This is a genomic window from Streptomyces sp. NPDC090083 (assembly GCF_044747445.1).
GTDB lineage: Bacteria > Actinomycetota > Actinomycetes > Streptomycetales > Streptomycetaceae > Streptomyces.
In genome coordinates this window covers 547357-566018 of record NZ_JBIVED010000003.1, presented here as the reverse complement: position 1 = coordinate 566018, position 18662 = coordinate 547357, and the positions used below count along the sequence as shown (strand labels likewise).

The following is an 18662-nucleotide window of genomic DNA, read 5'->3' as shown; positions in this document are numbered from 1 at the left end:
CACAACGTGCCCCAGATCACACCCCCCGCCCTTCTTCGGCGAACCGCGTGCTTGATACAAATTGCCCGCGCGTTCCTGTCCGTCGACGGTCGTCGCCCCTCCCCCTTTTGAGCCGCTTCTTTCGCATGCCCTGGGAACGCCCGTGTTCGCCCGCACCACCACGCCCTGGCCCCTCGTCGCCCTTTTCACGGCCGGGTACCTCGCCCCCTATCTCCTCCCCACCACCGTCGGCAGGCTCGACTCCGGGCTGCCCCTGTCCGCCACGCAGGCCGGTGCCGTCGGCAGCGCGCTGCTGCTGAGTTCGGCGGCGGCCGGGTTCCTGCTCGCCTCGCGGGTCGACCGGGTCGGACCGCGCACGCTCGCGCGGATCGGTCTCGTCCTCGCCGTGCTGGGGTACGGCTCGGCCGCCCTCACCCACGCCGTCCCCGCGGTCATCGCGGGCGCGGTGGTCGGCGGGTTCGGCTCGGGCACGGCCACCACGGTCGCCGCCTCCGGCATCGCCGCCATGGGGGTCCCCCCGCGCGAGGGTGTTCGAGCGTGGGGGAGGGACCCCCACCGCGCGTCCACGCTCGGCCTGTTGTGCGTGTCCGCGCTCGCCGGAGCCGTCTACCTCACCGTCCCGCACCTCGGCCCCGGCCACGGACAGCCGCTCGCCGCGATCGCCCTCACCGCACTCGCCGTATGGCCCCTGACCGGCCGCCTCCCGGTCCGTACGGCGACGGGGCACACGCGCGTGGAGACCACCGGACTCCCCCACCGCCGCGCCGGACTCGTCCTCGCCGGCACCCTGCTGTGCTGGTCGCTGGCCCAGAACTCGCTCTGGGGCGTCAGCGGCCGGATCGGCATCCACCAGGCGCACCTCTCCGAGGTCACCGTCGGCGCGGTCTTCGCCATCGCGCTCGGCACCGGCCTGGTCGGCGTGATCGGCGCGGGCGCGCTCGGCTCCCGGCTCGGGCGCGCGGTGCCGATCGGCGCGGGCACGGCGCTCATCGCGGGCTGCATCGCGCTCAGCGCGTCCGCGCAGGACCTGCGGACGTTCGCGACCGGCGAGATCGCCTGGAACACCCTCTACCCGATCGTCCTGTCCTACGTCCTCGGCCTCGCCGCCTCCCTCGATCCGCGCGGGCGCTGGGCCGTCCTCGTCGGCTCGGCCTCGTCCCTCGGCACGGCGGCGGGACCCCTCGCGGGCAGCGTGCTGTCGGCGCGGGCCGGGTTCCCGGCGATGGGCGCGATCCTCGCGGTGGGTCTGGTCGTGATCGCCGTCCCGATGACCGGAGTCGCCCTCCACACCGGCGGGCGGCTGCTGGTGCCGGGGACTGTCCGGCGGCGCGGGGGCACCCCGGCCGCCGTGGTCGCCGCGTCGACCGGCGCGCCCTGCGGCACGGTCCCGCAGATCGGCGCCCCCGAACAGCCGGTCGTCGAGATCCCGCTGGACACCCCGGCCGTCCCGGCACGGGGCGACTACCGCACGGCGGGACCCCGGCAGTCGGCCGCGGCGCCCGGCGCCTAGAAGCCCGGCGCCTGGAAGACGTAGGCCTCGACCTCGGCGAGGTAGCCGGACCGGCGTTCCTCGTCGTCCTCCAGGAAGGAGGCGACGAAGGAGTTCCGGGCCAGCTCGCGCAGCCGCTCCTCGGTCAGGCCCAGCGCCGAGCGGACCGCGTCGAAGTTGTCGCCGGCGTACCCGCCGAAGTAGGCCGGGTCGTCGGAGTTGACCGTGCAGAGCAGGCCCGCCTCCAGCATCGCCGGGAGCGGGTGCTCGGCGAGGACGTCCACCGCGCGCAGCCGGACGTTCGAGAGGGGGCAGAGGGTGAGCGGGACGCGGTCCCGGACCAGCCTCGCCACCAGCTCCGGGTCCTCCATGCAGCGCAGGCCGTGGTCGATGCGCTCGACGCCGAGGACGTCCAGCGCCTCGGCGATGTAGGCGGGCGGGCCCTCCTCACCGGCATGCGCGACCCGTCGGAGACCCAACGCGGCGGCGGCCTCGTAGACCTCGCGGAACTTCACCGGCGGGTGGCCCACCTCGGCCGAGTCGAGGCCGATGCCGGTGATCCGGTCGAGGTACGGCTTCGCGGCGTCCAGGGTCGCCATCGCCGAAGCGGCGGACTCGTCGCGCAGGAAGCACAGGATCAGCCGGGTCGAGATGCCGTGGCGTGTCTCGCTGCTGCCCAGGGCCCGCCACAGGCCCTCCACGACCGTGCCCATGTCCACGCCCCGCGCGAGGTGCGCCTGCGGGTCGAAGAAGATCTCCGCGTGCCGGACGCCCTGCGCGGCGGCGCGGGCGAGATAGGCGTCGGCGAGGTCCTCGAAGTCCCGCTCGGTGCGCAGGACGGCCATCAGCTCGTAGTAGAGGTTCAGGAAGGTCTGGAGGTCGTCGAAGAGGTACGCCTCGCGCAGTTCCTCGGTGTCCGCGTACGGCAGCTCGACGCCGTTGCGGGCCGCGAGCGCGAAGGCCAGCTCGGGTTCCAGGGTGCCTTCGATGTGCAGGTGCAGTTCGGCTTTGGGGATGGGCATCGAAGTATCGTACGGGTGTTTTACCGCCGTTTCGGAACCGGCACCCGGAGCAGGTCGTGCGCCACGGTCAGCTCCCCCTCGAATCCCGCCGCCCGCGCCTGCCGCTCGAACTCCTCCGGGTCGGAGTAGCGCTGGCTGAAGTGGGTGAGGACCAGGTGCCGTACGCCTGCCTCCCGTGCCACCCGCGCCGCCTGCCCCGCGGTCAAGTGGCCGTGGTCCGCGGCCAGTTGCTCGTCCTCGTCCAGGAACGTCGACTCGATCGCCAGGAGGTCGCAGCCCTCCGCGAGGACGTGCACCCCGGCACAGAGCCGGGTGTCCATGATGAACGCGAAACGCTGGCCCCGGCGCACCTCGCTGACCTCGTCCAGCGAGACGCCGTCCACCGTCCCCTCGCGCTGGATGCGGCCCACGTCCGGGCCCTTGATGCCGTGCGCGGCAAGGCGGTCGGGCAGCATGCGGCGGCCGTCGGGTTCGGTGAGGCGGTAGCCGTAGGACTCGACGGGGTGGGAGAGCCTGCGGGCCTCCAGGGTGTAGGCCGGGGTGGTGGCGATCGTGCCGTCCTCCGCGACCGGGGACTCCGTGATGCCCACCGTCTCGCGGTACGCCGTCGCGTAGCGCAGCCGGTCGAAGAAGCGCCGGCCCGACTTCGGGTAGTGCGCGGTGACCGGGTGCGGGACGCGGTCCAGGTTGATGCGCTGGATGACGCCCGCGAGGCCGAGGGAGTGGTCGCCGTGGAAGTGGGTGACGCAGATCCGGTTCAGGTCGTGCGCGGCCACCCCGGCGCGCAGCATCTGGCGCTGGGTGCCCTCTCCGGGGTCGAAGAGGATGCCCTCGCCGTCCCAGCGCAGGAGGTAGCCGTTGTGGTTGCGGTGGCGGGTGGGGACCTGGCTCGCGGTGCCCAGGATCACCAGTTCACGTACGGACACGGTGGGTTATCCGGGCGGCCACTGCATGCCGCGGCCGCCCATGACGTGGGCGTGGGCGTGGAACACGGTCTGGCCCGCGCCGCTGCCGGTGTTGAAGATGACGCGGTAGCTGTCGAGCTTCTCGTCGGCCGCGACCTCGCCCGCCTCGCGGAGCACGTCCGCGGCGACCGCCGGTTCGGCGGCGGCGAGGGAGGCGGCGTCGGGGTAGTGGACCCTCGGGATCACCAGGACATGGGTCGGGGCCTGGGGGTTGATGTCCCGGAACGCGACGGTGGTGGGTGTCTCTCGGATGATCGTCGCCGGGATGTGGCCGGCGACGATCTTGCAGAACAGGCAGTCGTCCTGCGGGTCCCCTGACATGTGCGTTCCTCTCCGGGGGTCGAGCGGCGAGTTGTGGTCGGCATCGTATCGTCGTTGCGTGCCGCGCCGTCGTGGCTGGTCGTGCCCACGCGGCGGAGCCGCATGTCGACACGGCCCCGCGCCTCTTCAGCTGGGCAGGGCCGGCGGGGTCTTCGCGGGCGCCGTCTCCAGCGACTCCAGTGCCAGGCGGATCGCCTCGTCCAGTTGCGTGTCCCGGCCCGCCGCGTGGTCCTGGGGGCGCTGCACCACCTCCACGTCCGGGTCGACGCCGTGGTTCTCCACGCCCCAGCCGTAACCCTCCAGCCAGAACGCGTACTTGGGCTGGGTGATCAAGGTGCCGTCGACCAGGCGGTATCTGCTGTCGATGCCGATGACACCGCCCCAGGTGCGGGTGCCGACGACCGGGCCGATGCCCAGGGCCTTGATCGCCGCGTTGACGATGTCGCCGTCCGAGCCGGAGAACTCGTTCGCCACGGCCACCACCGGGCCCCGGGGGGCGTCCTCGGGGTAGCTGTAGGGGCGCATGCCACGGGGCAGATCCCAGCCGACGATGCGGCGGGCGAGCTTCTCGACGACCAGCTGGGAGGTGTGGCCGCCGCGGTTCTCGCGGACGTCGACCACCAGGCCCTCCCGGGCCACCTCGACGCGCAGGTCGCGGTGGATCTGGGCCCAGCCGGGGGCCTGCATGTCGGGGACGTGCAGATAGCCGAGACGGCCGCCGGACTTCTCGTGGACGTAGGCGCGGCGGTCGGCGACCCACGCGTGGTAGTAGAGGGGTTCCTCGTCGGCGAGGGGCACGACGATCGCGTGGCGTGGGTCGCCGCCGCCCGCCGGGGAGATCGTCAGCTCGACCGGTTTGCCCGCCGTGCCGACGAGGAGAGGGGCCGGGCCGGTCACCGGGTCCACGGGCCGGCCCGCCACCGCGAGGATCGCGTCCCCCGTGCGGACCGCCACGCCGGGGGCGGCCAGCGGGGCGCGGGCGTGCGGGTCGGAGGTCTCCGAGGGGAGGATCCGGTCGATGCGCCAACTGCCGTCCTCGTGACAGGAGATGTCGGCTCCCAGGAGTCCCTGGCGTTCGCCGTGGCCGTGGCCGCCGCGCGGGGTGACGTAGGCGTGCGAGGTGCCGAGTTCGCCGTGCACCTCCCAGAGGAGGTCCACCAGGTCGTCGTGGGTGGCCACGCGGTCGAGGATCGGGCGGTAGCGGTCGAGGACCGCGTCCCAGTCGACGCCGCTCATGTCCTCGCGCCAGAAGTTGTCGCGCATGATCCGGCCGGTCTCGTCGTACATCTGGCGCCACTCGGCGGCCGGGTCGACGGTCTGGCGGACGCGGGACAGGTCGACGTTGATGTTCGTGTCGCTGTCGTCGTCGTCCGAGCCGGAGGCGCGGCGGTCGCTCGGCACGACCCGGAGTTTGTGGTCCGTCCACAGCAGGACGCGTTTGCCGTCGCCGCTGACCTCGAAGTGGTCGGCGTCCCCCGCGAGGTGCTCGACGCGCTGCTGGGCGAGGTCGTAGCGCTCCAGCTCCGTCTTGGGGTCCGGGTCCTCGGGGGTCGCGCGGCTGGCGCCGAGGACGCCGAGGACCGGGTGGCGCAGCCACAGGACGCCGTCCTTGGCGGCGCGCAGGTTGGAGTAGCGGCCGGCCTCGACCGGGAAGGCGACGATCCGGTCGGCGAGGCCTTCGAGGTCGATCCGGGTGGTGGGGCGGCCCTCGCTGTCGGGGGTCTCGTCCTTGTCGGGGGCCTCGAAGGGGCGGCCGTGGCGCTGCGGTCCGAAGGGGGACGGGGTCGTCGCGGCGAGGGTGATCAGGTGCGGGCGGTCGCCGACCACGAAGGCCAGGTCGAAGACGTGCTCGTCGTAGACCGGGTCGAAGGAGCGGGTGGAGAGGAAGACCAGGTGCTTGCCGTCGAGGGTGAAGGCGGGGGCGTAGTCCTGGAAGCGGAGGGGGGTGGCCTCGGTGACCGACAGGTCCGTGGTGTTGGCCAGCTTGAGCTGGCGCAGGGGTTGCGGGCCGGGGTGCGACCAGGCGAGCCAGGCCGAGTCCGGGGAGAAGGCGAGGCCCGAGGCGTCGCCGTCCTCGCTGCGGTCGACCTCGCGGACCTCGCCGGTCTCGCGCTCGATGAGGAGGACGCGGCCGTCGTGCGACGCCACGGCGACCCGGCTGCCGTCGGGGGCCACGGTGAGGGCGAGGACCCGGCCGAGCCGGCCCGCGGCGAGTCTGCGCGGGGTGGCGCCGGGGGCGAGACCGGTGGCGGGGGCGAACTCGAGGGCGTCGTCGCCCTCCGCGTCCGTCACCCACACCACCCATTCCTCCCCGTCCGTGCGGAAGGTGCGGGGCAGCCGGGCGCGGACGCCGGGGGTGGCGCTGAGCGCGCGGGCGGGGCCCGAGCGGTGGGTGACCCAGTGGACGGCGCCGCGTACGGCGACCGCGCTGCCGCGCGCGGTGTGGTCGGGGGACGCGGAGCCGAACCAGCGGGCGGCGGCCACCGGGTAGGGCTGCTGGTCGGTGCGCTGGCCGCCGAGGCGGATGTCGAGGCGGCGCGGTTCGGCGCCGTCCAGGTCGTCCAGGAGCCAGAGTTCACCGGCGGAGGAGTAGACGATCCGGGTGCCGTCGCCTGCCGCGTGCCGGGCGTAGAACGCTCCCTCGACGGGGGTGTGGCGGCGCAGGTCGGAGCCGTCGGCGAGGGAGGAGTAGAGCGCGCCGGTGCCCTCGTGGTCGGAGAGGAACGCGATCCGCTCCCCCGTCCACACCGGGTACTCGATGTTGCCGTCCAGATCCTCGTGCAGGCGCGTGAACTCGCCGTCGCCCTCGCGGTCGATCCACAGCTTGCCCGCGGTGCCGCCCCGGTAGCGCTTCCACCAGGCCGCCTCGCGGCCCATCGGCGCGGAGAGCAGGACCGTGGCCCGCTCGCCGCGGGCCACGTCACCGACCCAGCCGTACGGGAGGGTCGTCGCCGGTCCGCCGTCGAGGGGGACCGAACGGGCCCAGCTGCGGCGGAGGTTGGCCTGTCCGTGGGTGGTGGTCACCAGGACCTCGCCGTCGGCGGTCCAGCCGCGCACCTGGGTGCGTGAACTGCCCCAGTACGTCAGGCGCCTGGCGGGTCCGCCGTCGACCGGGGCGATGTGCACCTCGGGGGCGCCGTCGCGGGTGGAGGTCCAGGCGACGGTGGTGCCGTCGGGCGAGATGCGGGGGTGGGTCACCGGCACGTTCTCCGCGCTGACCCGCCAGGCCCGGCCGCCGCCGTCGAGGGACGCCAGCCACACGTCGTCCTCGGCGGTGAAGGCGACCAGGTCGCCGTGCAGGTGGGGGAAGCGGAGATAGGCCGGGGCTGCGGACGCTGAGGGCTGAGTCACCTGATCAGGTTATGCACCGACGGTATCCGCCGACAGTCCTTTGGATCACTTGCCTTCGACGGGCCAGCAGGTCGGATCGCCCTTGCACCAGATCGTCCTGGTGACCGTGACGGTCGGTCCGGGGCCGTAGGTCAGCGTCGGATTCGGGTTGCCCACGGACGACGGCGTGGCCGCGTTGCAGTCGCCGAGCCCGGTCACGTGGAACACCTGCTTGTCCGCGACCTTGGCGACCAGGTCGCCGCGTACACAGGCGCCGTCGACGGCCCGGGTGACCTTGCCGGTGACGGTGATGTCCCGGTTGTCATTGGTCTGTCCCTGGCAGTCGACGCTGACGACCGTGGTCTCGGTCGGCGAGGGCGTCTTCCCGGGCGTGTAGGCCTTGTTGCCGCTGCCGTAGTTGCCCGTGCAGGTCAGGTAGCGCACGCTCACGTGGTCGTGCTTCAGCTCCGCGGTCGCCGTCTTGTCGGTCGTGTACGCGACGGTCGCCGCGCTGAGATCACCGGGCTGGCACGCGACGGCCCCGCCCACGGTCACCACCGCGAGCCCCGCCACAGCGGCCACCCGCCGCCCGCGCGGCCGACTCCAGTTCCCTCCCGACACCCGCATGCACGGCAGCCTGCCACCGTCGGGGCGCACACGGAAGAGCGCATACGGCCACGCGTGCGCCGGGGGCGCGGCTCCCGGCGCACCTCCTCAGCCGCGGAGCAGCAGCCACTCCTGAAGCTCCACCACATTGCCCTCGGGGTCCCTGAGATGGGCGACCCGCATCCGGTCCGTCATCGGCGCCGGCCCGTGCAGCAGTTCGGCGCCGCGGGCGGTGATCTGCGCGCAGTACCCGTCCAGGTCGTCCACCCGCAGCACCGCGAGCGAACGGTGCCCGGTCGCCGGGTCGCCCAGTTCCGGCAGGACGTGAGCCATCATCGACCGGTCCTGGAGCGCGATCCCGGCGGACCCGATCGCGGGACTGAACTTCTCGTACGGCCCCTCGGCCGCCCCCGACTGGGGCTTCAGGCCGAGGACGTCGGCGTAGAAGCGGTAGCAGGCGGCGAAGTCGGTGACGAGCAGCCGTACTTGGGCGAGTTCCACGGCGATCCCCCCTGGTTCAGGACCAGCGTCCGGTACGGCCGAGGAGCAGGGCGGTCGCCGCGGTCCCGGCCGTCGATGTACGCAGCACGCTACGCCCGAGGCGGTAGGCCTTCGCGCCCGCCTCCTCGAAGAGCGCCAACTCCTCGGGGGAGACGCCTCCTTCGGGGCCCACGACCAGCACGATCTCGCCCTCGGCGGGGAGTTCGGCGGTGGCCAGCGGCTCGCTGCCGTAGTCGCGGTCCTCGTGCAGGACCGCGGCGAAGTCGGCTTTGGCCAGAAGTGCCGCAACCTGTTTGCCCGTTGCCGCGTCCGCGACCTCCGGGAAGCGCAGCCGGCGGGACTGCTTGCCGGCCTCGCGCGCGGTGGCCCGCCACTTCGCGAGAGCCTTCAGACCCCGCTCGCCCCTCCACTGCGTGACGCACCGGGAGGCGGCCCACGGGACGATCGCGTCGACGCCGGTCTCGGTCATCGTCTCCACCGCCAGCTCGCCCCGGTCGCCCTTCGGGAGGGCCTGGACGACGGTGATGCGGGGCGCGGGCTCCGGCTCGACGGGAAAGGCGCGGAGTTCGACGACCAGACGGTCCTTGCCCTCGGCCCCGAGGACCACGCCGGAGGCGCCCCGGCCCTGTCCGTCCGTGAGTACGACGTCCTCGCCGGGCTGCAGCCGCCGTACGGAGACCGCGTGCCGTCCCTCGGGGCCGGTCACCTCGGTGACGGAGCCCGCGGTCGCACCGTCCAGGGACTCGACCACGAACACCGGCGCCGTCATCGGAGGTCTCCCCCGGCGGACAACGCGGTCCGGGCGGAGGCCAGTTCGGCGACCAGGACCTCGACCAGCCGGCCCGCGGGCAGCTCGCGGGCCATGCGGTGGCCCTGGCCCGCCCACAACGCCATGCCCTGTGGGTCGCCGGACGCGGCGGCCTTCTTGCGGAGCGGGGACGTCAGATGGTGGATCTCGGGGTACGCGGCGGGGGCGTAGGGGCCGTGCTCGCGCAGGAAGCGGTTGACCAGGCCGCGGGCCGGGCGGCCGGAGAAGGCGCGGGTCAACTCGGTGCGGGTGAACAGGGGGTTGGTGAGCGCCTGCTTGTGCAGGACGTTCGCGCCGGACTCGGCGGTGGCGAGGAACGCCGTGCCGAGCTGGGCCGCGCTCGCGCCCGCCGCGAGGACGGCCGCGATCTGGCTGCCGCGCATCAGCCCGCCCGCGGCGACGATCGGCAGGCTCACGCTCTCGCGGATCTGGGCGACGAGGGAGAGCAGGCCGATGCCGGCGCCGTCGTTCTCCGGGAGGTCGCGGTGGGTGCCCTGGTGGCCGCCGGCCTCGACGCCCTGCGCGATCACCGCGTCGGCGCCGGCGCGCTCCACGGCGAGGGCCTCCTCGACGGTGGTGGCGGCGACGAGGGTGAACGTGCCGGCCCGGCGCAGCGAGTCCAGCACCTCGGGCGCCGGGACGCCGAAGTGGAAGGAGGCCACCGGCACCGGGTTGTCGAGCAGCACGGACAGCTTGGCGTCGTAGCCGTCCTCACGGCCGCTGTCCGGGTCGCCCAGCTCCGTGTCGTACCAGGTGGCCTCGCCGGCGAGCTGGTGGGCGTAGACGTCGACGGCGGCCCTGTCCGCGTACTCCGGCTGCGGCATGAAGAGGTTCACGCCGAACGGGCGGGACGTCAGGCTCCGCAGCTGCTTGATCTCCTGGTACATGCCGTCGGCCGTTTTGTACCCGGCGGCGAGGAATCCCAGCCCGCCGGCCTCGGACACGGCGGCCGCGAGGCGCGGGACGGAGACACCGCCCGCCATCGGGGCCTGCACGATCGGATGAGGGAAGAGATCGGTCAGTGCGGAGGACATGACGGCATGTTGTCACGTCCTCCGAACAAGTCCGAATCCGACCTTGGCACCGGCACATGCCAGTGCAGAGGGCCCGCCCGGACCCCGAAGAGCGGCCGGTGGCCGGGTCCGGGGGCGGCTGCCCCCGGGCCCGCTCAGCGACCGTTGAAAGCGTCCTTGAGGCGCGAGAACAGGCCCTGCTGACCCGGCTGGAACGTGCCCATGGGCCGCTCCTCACCGCGCAGCTTCGCCAGTTCGCGCAGCAGGCGCTCCTGCTCGACGTCCAGCTTGGTGGGGGTGGTGACCTCGACATGGACGATGAGGTCGCCCCGGCCGCCGCCGCGCAGGTGGGTGATGCCCCGGCCGTGCAGCGGGATCGACTGGCCGGACTGGGTGCCCGGACGGATGTCGACCTCCTCCAGGCCGTCGAGCGTCTCCAGCGGCACCTTCGTGCCCAGGGCCGCCGCCGTCATCGGAAGCGTCACCGTGCAGTGCAGGTCGTCGCCGCGGCGCTGGAACATCGCGTGCGGCAGTTCGTGGATCTCCACGTACAGGTCGCCCGCGGGGCCGCCGCCGGGGCCGACCTCGCCCTCGCCCGCGAGCTGGATCCGCGTGCCGTTGTCCACGCCCGCCGGGATCTTGACCGTGAGCGTGCGCCGCGAACGGACGCGGCCGTCACCGGCGCACTCCGGGCACGGCGTCGGCACGACCGTGCCGAAGCCCTGGCACTGGGGGCAGGGGCGGGACGTCATGACCTGGCCCAGGAAGGACCGGGTCACCTGCGAGACCTCACCGCGACCGCGACACATGTCACAGGTCTGCGCGGAGGTGCCGGGGGCCGCGCCCTCGCCGTTGCAGGTGTTGCAGACGACGGCCGTGTCGACCTGGATGTCCTTCGTGGTGCCGAAGGCGGCCTCGTCGAGCTCGATCTCCAGCCGGATCATCGCGTCCTGGCCGCGGCGGGTGCGCGAGCGCGGTCCGCGCTGCGACGCCGTGCCGAAGAACGCGTCCATGATGTCCGAGAAGTTCCCGAAGCCGCCCGCGCCGAAGCCGCCGGCCCCGCCGCCGCCCGCCTGCGAGAGGGGGTCGCCGCCGAGGTCGTAGACCTGCTTCTTCTGCGGGTCCGAGAGCACCTCGTAAGCGGCGTTGATCTCCTTGAACCGCTCCTGGGTCTTCGGGTCCGGATTCACGTCCGGGTGCAGCTCGCGCGCGAGCCGGCGGAAGGCCTTCTTGATCTCATCCTGCGACGCGTCGCGACGCACGCCGAGAACGGCGTAGTAGTCCGTGGCCACTTAGGACTCCGCCAGGATCTGTCCGACGTACCGTGCCACTGCGCGTACCGCTCCCATCGTTCCCGGGTAATCCATGCGGGTCGGTCCGACCACGCCTAGCTTGGCGACTGCCTCGCCGCCCGAACCGTAGCCGACCGACACCACCGACGTGGAGTTGAGTCCCTCGTAGGCGTTCTCATGACCGATCCGTACGGTCATGCCCGAATCCCCCGCCTCACCAAGCAACTTGAGGAGGACGACCTGCTCCTCGAGGGCTTCCAGGATGGGGCGGATGGTGAGGGGAAAGTCATGTCCGAAGCGGGTGAGATTGGCGGTGCCGCCGATCATCAGCCGCTCCTCGGTCTCCTCGACGAGAGTCTCCAGGAGGGTGGAGAGCACCGTCGCCACCGTGCCGCGCTCCTCGGCCTCGAAGGCCTCCGGCAGATCCTGCACGAGCAGCGGCACGTCCGCGAAGCGGCGCCCAGCGATCCGGCTGTTGAGCCGGGCCCGCAGATCGGCGAGGGAGGCCTCGCCGAACGGCGCCGGGCAGTCGACCATGCGCTGCTCGACCCGGCCGGTGTCGGTGATCAGCACGAGCATCACGCGCGCGGGAGCCAGCGACAGCAGCTCCACGTGCCGGACGGTCGAGCGGGTCAGCGAGGGGTACTGCACGACGGCGACCTGGCGGGTCAGCTGCGCGAGCAGCCGGACCGTACGGCCCACGACGTCGTCGAGGTCCACGGCGCCGTCGAGGAAGTTCTGGATCGCCTTGCGCTCGGGGCCGGTCATCGGCTTGACGCCGGCGAGCTTGTCGACGAAGAGCCGGTAGCCCTTGTCGGTGGGGATGCGCCCGGCACTCGTGTGCGGCTGGGCGATGAAACCCTCGTCCTCCAGGGCGGCCATGTCGTTGCGCACGGTCGCCGGGGAGACGCCGAGGCTGTGCCGCTCGGTGAGCGCCTTGGAACCGACCGGCTCCTCGGTGCCCACGTAGTCCTGGACGATGGCGCGCAGCACCTGAAGCCTGCGTTCGCTGAGCATCCGCGCACACCTCCCAGTTCTGGTCGCCTTTGTCGCCGCTTGTCGCGAGCCCGCCCTTTCCTGGCACTCTGTGCGCGTGAGTGCCAGCCTTCCCCGGCCAGTGTACGGCCGTGGGGCACACCTCGGGCAAGGCCGGTCCTGCGATGTCACGCGGTGAGTGCCCGCACCGTTAGCGTCGCCGTGTGACGGTGACTTGGGAAGAGCTGGGATGGGAGCGGATCGCGGCCGGGGTCGGCCGGTGCCGGCTGCCTGGCTGGGACTGCACGGTCGGGCTGGTGATCGGCGGCGACGCGGCGCTGATGGTCGACGCGGGGTCGGGCCTCGTGGAGGGCGCGCGGTTGCGTACGGAGGCGCGGGCGCTCGCCGGTCGCGCTGTGACCCATCTCGCGCTCACCCACCCGCATTTCGACCATGTCTTCGGGGCGGCGGCGTTCACGGGCGCGGAGGTGTTCGGCGCGGCGGGCGCGGAGCGGGTGCTGGCGGACGGCCGGGAGGCGCTGCGCGCGGACGCCGTCGGGAACGGGCTGCACACGCGTGTGGCCGACGAGGCGGTGGCCGCACTGGCAGGTCCGGGCCCCCTGGTCCCCGTCTCCGGCGAGCTGGCGCTTCCCCTGGGCGCCGGCCGGGAGGCGCTGCTCGTGAACGTCGGCCCCGGGCACACGGCCCACGACCTCGCGGTCCTCGTCCCCGGCTCCCCGCCGGTCGTGTTCTGCGGCGATCTGGTCGAGGAGTCCGGCGAACCCCAGGCGGGCCCGGACGCCGCGCCCGCCCTCTGGCCTGCGGCGCTCGATCGTCTCCTCTCTCTGGGCGGGGAGGACGCGGTGTACGTGCCCGGTCACGGAGCGCTGGTGGACGCGGGGTTCGTGCGGGCCCAACGGGACGCGTTGGCCGCACGTTTCGGCGTGTCGTGACGGCCGTCGGCCCGGTTCTCCTATCGTCATCCGAATGCGCCAGTACTCCGCCGATCTGACCCCGCCGTGGAAGAAGCCCAAGCCGGTCCCCGAGGTCCCCGCGGAGGCGGGCCTGGTGGTCGAGGAGCCGGGCACCGGTTTCTGCGGCGCGGTGATCCGCTGCGAGGCCGGCACCGTCACCCTGGAGGACCGCTTCGGCAAGCACCGGGTGTTCCCGATGGAACCGCGCGGCTTCCTCCTGGAGGGCCGTGTCGTCACCCTGGTCAGGCCCGTGTCGAGTCCGCCGCGGACCACCCGTACGGCTTCCGGTTCGGTCGCCGTCCCGGGTGCACGCGCGCGTGTGGCCCGCGCCGGCCGGATCTACGTGGAGGGCCGGCACGACGCGGAACTCGTCGAGCGGGTGTGGGGCGACGACCTGCGCATCGAGGGCGTGGTAGTCGAGTACCTGGAGGGCGTCGACGACCTCCCGTCGATCGTGGCCGAGTTCGCCCCCGGCCCGGACGCGCGGCTGGGCATCCTGGTGGACCACCTGGTGCCGGGCACCAAGGAGTGGCGCATCGCCCAGTCGGTGACGAGCGAGCACGCGCTGGTCGTGGGCCACCCGTACATCGACATCTGGGAGGCGGTGAAGCCGTCCTCCGTGGGCATCGCCGCCTGGCCCCGCGTCCCGCACGGCCAGGACTGGAAGACGGGCGTCTGCCGGGCACTGGGTTGGCCGGAAAACACCGGTGCGGTGTGGCAGGCGATTCTGGCCAAGGTGGGGTCGTACAAGGACCTGGAGCCGGAACTGCTGGGACGGGTCGAGGAGTTGATCGATTTCGTCACGGCACCCGAGGCCGACTGACAGGTGCTGACGTGCACTGACAGGTGCTGACGGGTGCTGACGGGCGCCGACAGATGCCGGCGGCTGCCGTCCCGGCGGGCCGGTCAGTCCACCAGGTCCCGGACCACCGCGTCCGCCAGCAGCCTTCCCCGCAGGGTGAGCACGGCGCGGCCCTCGTCGTAGGGCCGCTGTTGCAGGAGGCCGTCCGTGAGGGCCCGGCGGGAGGCCTTGAGGCCCTCCTCGTGGAGGAGGGTCAGGGGGGCGCCCTCGCGGAGGCGCAGTTCCAGGAGGATGCGCTCCACGCGGCGGTCCTCCTCGGTGAGGATCTCGCGGCCCGCGCCCGGGGAGCGGCCGGAGGCGAGAGCCGCCGCGTAGGCGCCGGGATGCTTGACGTTCCACCAGCGGACGCCGCCCACGTGCGAGTGGGCCCCGGGACCCGCGCCCCACCAGTCGGCGCCGCGCCAGTACAGCTCGTTGTGGAGACAACGGCCGGAATGCGACGTCGCCCAGTTCGAGACCTCGTACCAGTCGAAGCCCGCCGCCGACATCACCTCGTCGGCGATCAGATAGCGGTCGGCGTGCACGTCGTCGTCCGTCATCGGGACCTCGCCCCGGCGGATGCGGCGGGCCAGCTGCGTGCCCTCCTCGACGATCAGGGCGTACGCGCTGATGTGGTCGGGGCCCGCGCCGAGGGCGGAGTCGAGCGAGGCGCGCCAGTCGTCGTCGGTCTCGCCCGGGGTGCCGTAGATCAGGTCGAGGTTGACGTGGTCGAAGCCGGCCGCGCGGGCCTCGGCGACACAGGCCTCGGGGCGGCCGGGGGTGTGGGTGCGGTCGAGGACTTTCAGTACGTGCTGTCGCGCGCTCTGCATGCCGAAGGAGACACGGTTGAAGCCGCCGTCGCGGAGGGCCGCGAGGTAGGCGGGGTCCACCGACTCCGGGTTCGCCTCGGTCGTGATCTCCGCGTCCGGTGCCAGCCCGAACTCGTCCCTGATCGCGGCCAGCATCCGTACGAGATCGCCCGCCGCCAGCAGTGTGGGCGTGCCGCCGCCGACGAAGACCGTGCGGACCGGCCGGGGGTCGTCGCCCAGGACCTTGCGGGCCAGGCGGAGCTCGTCGATCAGGGTGTCCGCGTAGTTGTCGCGGGAGGCCAGCACTCCGCCCGTGCCGCGCAGCTCGGTCGCCGTGTAGGTGTTGAAGTCGCAGTAGCCGCAGCGGGTCGCGCAGTACGGGACGTGCAGGTAGAACCCGAGGGGGCGGTCCACGGCCCCGGCGAGCGCCTGGGCGGGCAGGGTGCCGTCTTCGGGGACGGGGTCGCCGTCGGGGAGTGCGGAAGGCATGTCCTCCATTGTCCAGCACCCGCGCGACTGTCGGCTCCGCCCGCCCGCGCCGCCTTGTCCGGCCGCTCCGCCGGTCCCGACCGCACCTCCTGTTCCGGCCGCACCTGCCTATTCCGGCCGCTCTGTCTGTTCAGGCCGCTCCGCCTGTTCCGTCTGTTCCGCCTGGAGCACCAGCAGCGCCATGTCGTCCTCCGGGGGACGGCCGCCGAACTCGTGGACGAGGCGTTTGATGCGCTCCGCGATCAGCTCGGCGCTCAGCCCCGCGCACCCCGCCAGCGCGGTCGCGAGTCCGTCGCCGTCGTCGAACTGGACCGACCCGGAGCGCCGCTCGGTCACCCCGTCGGTGACGCACAACAGGCTGTCGCCGGGCCGGAGTTCGAAGGTCTCGCTGGTGTAGGTGGCGTCCTCGATGACTCCGAGGAGGGTCTGCGGGCGGGCGGCCGTGCCGACGCTGCCGTCCGGGCCCAGGAGCAGCGGCAGCGGGTGTCCGGCGGAGGCGAGGGTGCAGCGGACGCCGCCGTCGAAGGGGATCAGCTCGCCGTAGAGGAGGGAGAGGAAGCGGGGGCCGTCGCCGACCGGGCCGGGGTGTCCGCCCGCCGCGACGAGGGCGTGCGCGGCGGCGTCGGCGGCTTCGGTGGCGTCGTCCAGGAGGAGCTGGTTGAGGCGGTCGAGGACGTCGGCGACGCGGTAGCCCTCGCGGGCGAGGAGCCGTAGCCAGGGGCGGGCCAGTCCGATCACCACGGCGGCCTCGGGGCCCTTGCCCTGGACGTCGCCGAGGGCGAAGCACCAGCGGCCGTCGCCGGCCGGGAAGAGGTCGTAGAAGTCGCCGCTGGGGCCGCCCTTGTCGCACGGTTCGTAGACGAGGGCGCTGTGCACGCCGGGGATCTCGGCCACGGCGCCGGGCAGCAGGCCGCGCTGGAGGACGCGGCTGATGGTGGCCTGGCGGGCGTACTGGCGGGCCGCGCCGATCGCGAGCGCGACGCGGCGGCTGAGGTCCTCGACCAGGCCGGTGACCTCGTCGGGGAAGCGCGACAGGCCGGACCGGCCGATGACCAGGGTGCCGAGCGGCCGGCCGCCCGCGATCAGGCGGTACGCGAGGGCCGCGCCGTGGGTGCCGTGCGGGCCGAGCGCGTCGGCGGGCCAGGGGTAGGACACGGGCCGCAGGGTGTCCGGCGGGCGGGGCGGGTCCTTCTCCAGGGCGCCGCGCAGTTCCTCGATGCGGTTCTCGCTGCCGTGCCAGACGCGGGCCAGGCGGGGTCCGGCGCCTGCTCCGGCGTCCTCGTGCCGGCCTCCCCCGCCCTCCGCCCCGCCCGACCGGGGGGACCTCCATCGCCCCAGCGCCTCGTCCTCCAGCCATACGGCGCACCAGTCGGCCAGTCTCGGCACGATCAGCTGTCCGGCGAGCGCGGCGACGAGGTCCTCGTCGAGCTGTCCGGCGAGCAGGTCGGAGGCTTCGGCGAGGAAGGAGAGCGCGCCGCGGCCGAGCCAGTCCCGGTCGTGTTCGGCGCGGTGGGGGTCGCCGCGTGAGGGTCTGTCCGAGGGGACGGGCGGTTCGGGGGCGAGGATCTCGGCGACGCGCAGGCCGCGTTCACCGGCGCAGGTCTCCAACTCCTCTGCGGCCGGGGTGCCTTCGGCGGGCAGGCGGGCCCAGACGGTCTTGGTGCCGGTGCGGTAGGTGACGCCCCAGGCCTCGGCGAGGGTGGAGACGAGGCGCAGGCCGCGCCCGAACTCCGGTGTCTCGTAGGCCGGTTCGGCGGTGTTGTCGCGCGGGGCACGGGAGGGGTGGTGGTCGGCGACCTCGACGACGATCGCGTCCGTGTCCTCTAGCCGGCACACCAGCTCGACGTCCGTGCCAGCGTGGACGACGGCGTTGGTGACGAGTTCGCTGACGACGATCATCGCGTCGTCGGCGAGCCGTCCGGTGAGTCGCTCGGTGCCGGGGAGGGCGAGTTCGGCCCATTCGCGGAGCGCGGCGCGCACCAGGCCGCGGGCCGAACCGGGCGCGAGGGGGCTGCCGGGCAGCGTGGCGCGCACGGTCGTGCGCCGGTCCGCGCCGTGCTGCGCGGGCGCATCGGGAGCACGCGAAGTGGTCTCCCGTTGCGTCGGAATGGCCCCCATGGACAGCTCCCCGAGCAGATCGGACGAATACGCCTCGGTCGATGCGGACAGAGTGACAGACTGGCCACGCGCATAAGCGCCGAGTTACCGAAGTGGGCCTCCATGAGTGAGAACAGTGCTACGCGTGTGCTCGAAGACGGACAGAAAGAGGACTGGATTCGAGCATCGGATCTCCGTCCCCTGCTCGCCGTGATGACGGCCGCGCGCGACGGCGACTTCACGAAGGCACCGGAGACGGGCCAGGGCATCGTGGCGGAACTGACCGCCGCCTTCAACCAGATCATGGACCGCAGCACCCACTTCAACTCCGAGACGCAGCGCGTTCGGCGGGAGCTGATCCGCCACGGCCGCCTGGACGAGCGGCTCTCGGCCAGCCCGGGCCAGGGCGGCTGGACCTCCCGGGTCAACGACGTCAACCAGCTCCTCGACGCCCTCGTCGCCCCGGCCGCCAACGCGACCCGGGTGCTGGACGCGGTGGCGGGCGGCGATCTGACCCAGCGGGTCGATCTGCACGACGGCAGCAGGCAGTTGCGCGGTGATCTGCGGCATCTGGGCCGGGCCGTGAACAAGATGGTGGACCAGCTCTCCCTGTTCACCGGGGAGGTGACCCGGGTGGCCCGCGAGGTCGGCACCGAGGGCAGACTCGGCGGCCGGGCCAAGGTGACGCGCCTGTACGGGAGTTGGCGTGATGTGACCGAGGCGGTCAACACGATGGCGTCCCGGCTGACGGCGCAGGTGCGGGACATCGCTCTCGTGACGACGGCGGTGGCGCGGGGCGACCTGACCCGGACGGTCACGGTCGAGGCGACCGGCGAGCTGCTCGAACTCAAGCTGACCGTGAACACGATGGTCGACCAGCTGTCGGCGTTCGCGGACGAGGTGACGCGCGTCGCCCGCGAGGTCGGCACCGAGGGCCAGTTGGGCGGCCGGGCGCAGGTGCGGGGTGTGTCCGGGGTCTGGAAGGACCTCACCGACAACGTCAACTTCATGGCGTCGAACCTGACCTCCCAGGTGCGGAACATCGCCCAGGTGACGACCGCCGTGGCCAACGGCGACCTGAGCCAGAAGATCACGGTGGACGCGCAGGGCGAGATCCTGGAGCTGAAGTC

16 protein-coding genes are annotated in these 18662 nt (G+C 73.1%); 4 read left to right on the top strand and 12 right to left on the bottom strand.

Going from position 1 to position 18662, the window contains the following annotated elements:
- Positions 1 to 142 precede the first annotated feature (142 nt).
- Positions 143 to 1510: an MFS transporter gene (locus ACIPTO_RS13515; RefSeq protein ID WP_401191444.1), complete on the top strand. Its 1368-nt coding sequence runs from the start codon at positions 143 to 145 to the stop codon at positions 1508 to 1510.
- Here ACIPTO_RS13515 and ACIPTO_RS13510 read toward each other — a convergent pair.
- From ACIPTO_RS13510 to hrcA, 10 genes are all read right to left on the bottom strand, one after another.
- The gene (locus ACIPTO_RS13510) at positions 1507 to 2511 is read right to left on the bottom strand and encodes an adenosine deaminase (protein ID WP_401191442.1); all 1005 of its coding nucleotides are present in this window, start codon (positions 2509 to 2511) and stop codon (positions 1507 to 1509) included. The genes ACIPTO_RS13515 and ACIPTO_RS13510 overlap by 4 nt on opposite strands.
- 20 nt (positions 2512 to 2531) lie before the next feature.
- Complete coding sequence (locus ACIPTO_RS13505) at positions 2532 to 3437, bottom strand: ribonuclease Z (protein ID WP_366313638.1); 906 nt, start codon at positions 3435 to 3437, stop codon at positions 2532 to 2534.
- A gap of 6 nt (positions 3438 to 3443) precedes the next feature.
- Positions 3444 to 3797 carry a histidine triad nucleotide-binding protein gene (locus ACIPTO_RS13500; protein ID WP_366313636.1) on the bottom strand — a complete coding sequence of 118 codons (354 nt, stop codon included), beginning with the start codon at positions 3795 to 3797 and terminating at the stop codon, positions 3444 to 3446.
- Between the two features lie 126 nt (positions 3798 to 3923).
- On the bottom strand, positions 3924 to 7148 hold the full coding sequence (locus tag ACIPTO_RS13495; protein WP_401191439.1) for a S41 family peptidase: 3225 nt from the start codon (positions 7146 to 7148) through the stop codon (positions 3924 to 3926).
- A gap of 45 nt (positions 7149 to 7193) precedes the next feature.
- Positions 7194 to 7700 (bottom strand): hypothetical protein, encoded by a 507-nt coding sequence (locus tag ACIPTO_RS13490; RefSeq protein ID WP_366314473.1) that lies wholly within the window; start codon positions 7698 to 7700, stop codon positions 7194 to 7196.
- 141 nt (positions 7701 to 7841) lie between these two features.
- Positions 7842 to 8234 (bottom strand): VOC family protein, encoded by a 393-nt coding sequence (locus ACIPTO_RS13485; protein ID WP_401191437.1) that lies wholly within the window; start codon positions 8232 to 8234, stop codon positions 7842 to 7844.
- Between the two features lie 16 nt (positions 8235 to 8250).
- Positions 8251 to 9003, bottom strand: coding sequence for a 16S rRNA (uracil(1498)-N(3))-methyltransferase (locus ACIPTO_RS13480; RefSeq protein WP_366313630.1), 753 nt, complete (start codon positions 9001 to 9003; stop codon positions 8251 to 8253).
- Positions 9000 to 10076 (bottom strand): nitronate monooxygenase, encoded by a 1077-nt coding sequence (locus ACIPTO_RS13475; protein ID WP_401191435.1) that lies wholly within the window; start codon positions 10074 to 10076, stop codon positions 9000 to 9002. Before ACIPTO_RS13475 ends, ACIPTO_RS13480 begins: the two co-directional genes overlap by 4 nt.
- A gap of 134 nt (positions 10077 to 10210) precedes the next feature.
- Entirely contained in the window at positions 10211 to 11347 is a 1137-nt protein-coding gene (dnaJ, locus tag ACIPTO_RS13470; RefSeq protein ID WP_366313626.1) for a molecular chaperone DnaJ, read from the bottom strand.
- Positions 11348 to 12364, bottom strand: a complete 1017-nt coding sequence (hrcA, locus tag ACIPTO_RS13465) for a heat-inducible transcriptional repressor HrcA (protein ID WP_366313624.1) — start codon at positions 12362 to 12364, stop codon at positions 11348 to 11350.
- A gap of 182 nt (positions 12365 to 12546) precedes the next feature.
- Here hrcA and ACIPTO_RS13460 point away from each other — a divergent pair, with 182 nt between their 5' ends.
- On the top strand, positions 12547 to 13275 hold the full coding sequence (locus ACIPTO_RS13460) for an MBL fold metallo-hydrolase (RefSeq protein WP_401191432.1): 729 nt from the start codon (positions 12547 to 12549) through the stop codon (positions 13273 to 13275).
- A 34-nt stretch (positions 13276 to 13309) separates the two neighbouring features.
- Entirely contained in the window at positions 13310 to 14119 is an 810-nt protein-coding gene (locus tag ACIPTO_RS13455) for a DUF3097 domain-containing protein (RefSeq protein ID WP_366313620.1), read from the top strand.
- Positions 14120 to 14202: 83 nt separating this feature from the next.
- Here ACIPTO_RS13455 and hemW read toward each other — a convergent pair whose 3' ends face one another.
- Together hemW and ACIPTO_RS13445 are read right to left on the bottom strand one after the other, a co-directional pair.
- Entirely contained in the window at positions 14203 to 15435 is a 1233-nt protein-coding gene (gene hemW / locus ACIPTO_RS13450) for a radical SAM family heme chaperone HemW (RefSeq protein WP_401191430.1), read from the bottom strand.
- A gap of 108 nt (positions 15436 to 15543) precedes the next feature.
- Positions 15544 to 17553, bottom strand: coding sequence for a SpoIIE family protein phosphatase (locus tag ACIPTO_RS13445; RefSeq protein WP_401191428.1), 2010 nt, complete (start codon positions 17551 to 17553; stop codon positions 15544 to 15546).
- A gap of 102 nt (positions 17554 to 17655) precedes the next feature.
- Here ACIPTO_RS13445 and ACIPTO_RS13440 point away from each other — a divergent pair.
- Positions 17656 to 18662 (top strand): HAMP domain-containing protein (locus ACIPTO_RS13440; RefSeq protein ID WP_401191426.1); only part of this gene is annotated, 1007 nt, incomplete at its 3' end.

Excerpts from the sequence above, each read along its gene's own strand:
- ACIPTO_RS13510 (WP_401191442.1), bottom strand. The coding sequence starts at position 2,511 with ATGCCCATCCCCAAAGCCGAACTGCACCTGCACATCGAAGGCACCCTG.
- ACIPTO_RS13500 (WP_366313636.1), bottom strand. The coding sequence starts at position 3,797 with ATGTCAGGGGACCCGCAGGACGACTGCCTGTTCTGCAAGATCGTCGCC.
- ACIPTO_RS13480 (WP_366313630.1), bottom strand. The coding sequence starts at position 9,003 with ATGACGGCGCCGGTGTTCGTGGTCGAGTCCCTGGACGGTGCGACCGCG.
- ACIPTO_RS13475 (WP_401191435.1), bottom strand. The coding sequence starts at position 10,076 with ATGTCCTCCGCACTGACCGATCTCTTCCCTCATCCGATCGTGCAGGCC.
- hrcA (WP_366313624.1), bottom strand. The coding sequence starts at position 12,364 with ATGCTCAGCGAACGCAGGCTTCAGGTGCTGCGCGCCATCGTCCAGGAC.
- ACIPTO_RS13455 (WP_366313620.1), top strand. The coding sequence starts at position 13,310 with ATGCGCCAGTACTCCGCCGATCTGACCCCGCCGTGGAAGAAGCCCAAG.
- hemW (WP_401191430.1), bottom strand. The coding sequence starts at position 15,435 with ATGCCTTCCGCACTCCCCGACGGCGACCCCGTCCCCGAAGACGGCACC.
- ACIPTO_RS13445 (WP_401191428.1), bottom strand. The coding sequence starts at position 17,553 with ATGGGGGCCATTCCGACGCAACGGGAGACCACTTCGCGTGCTCCCGAT.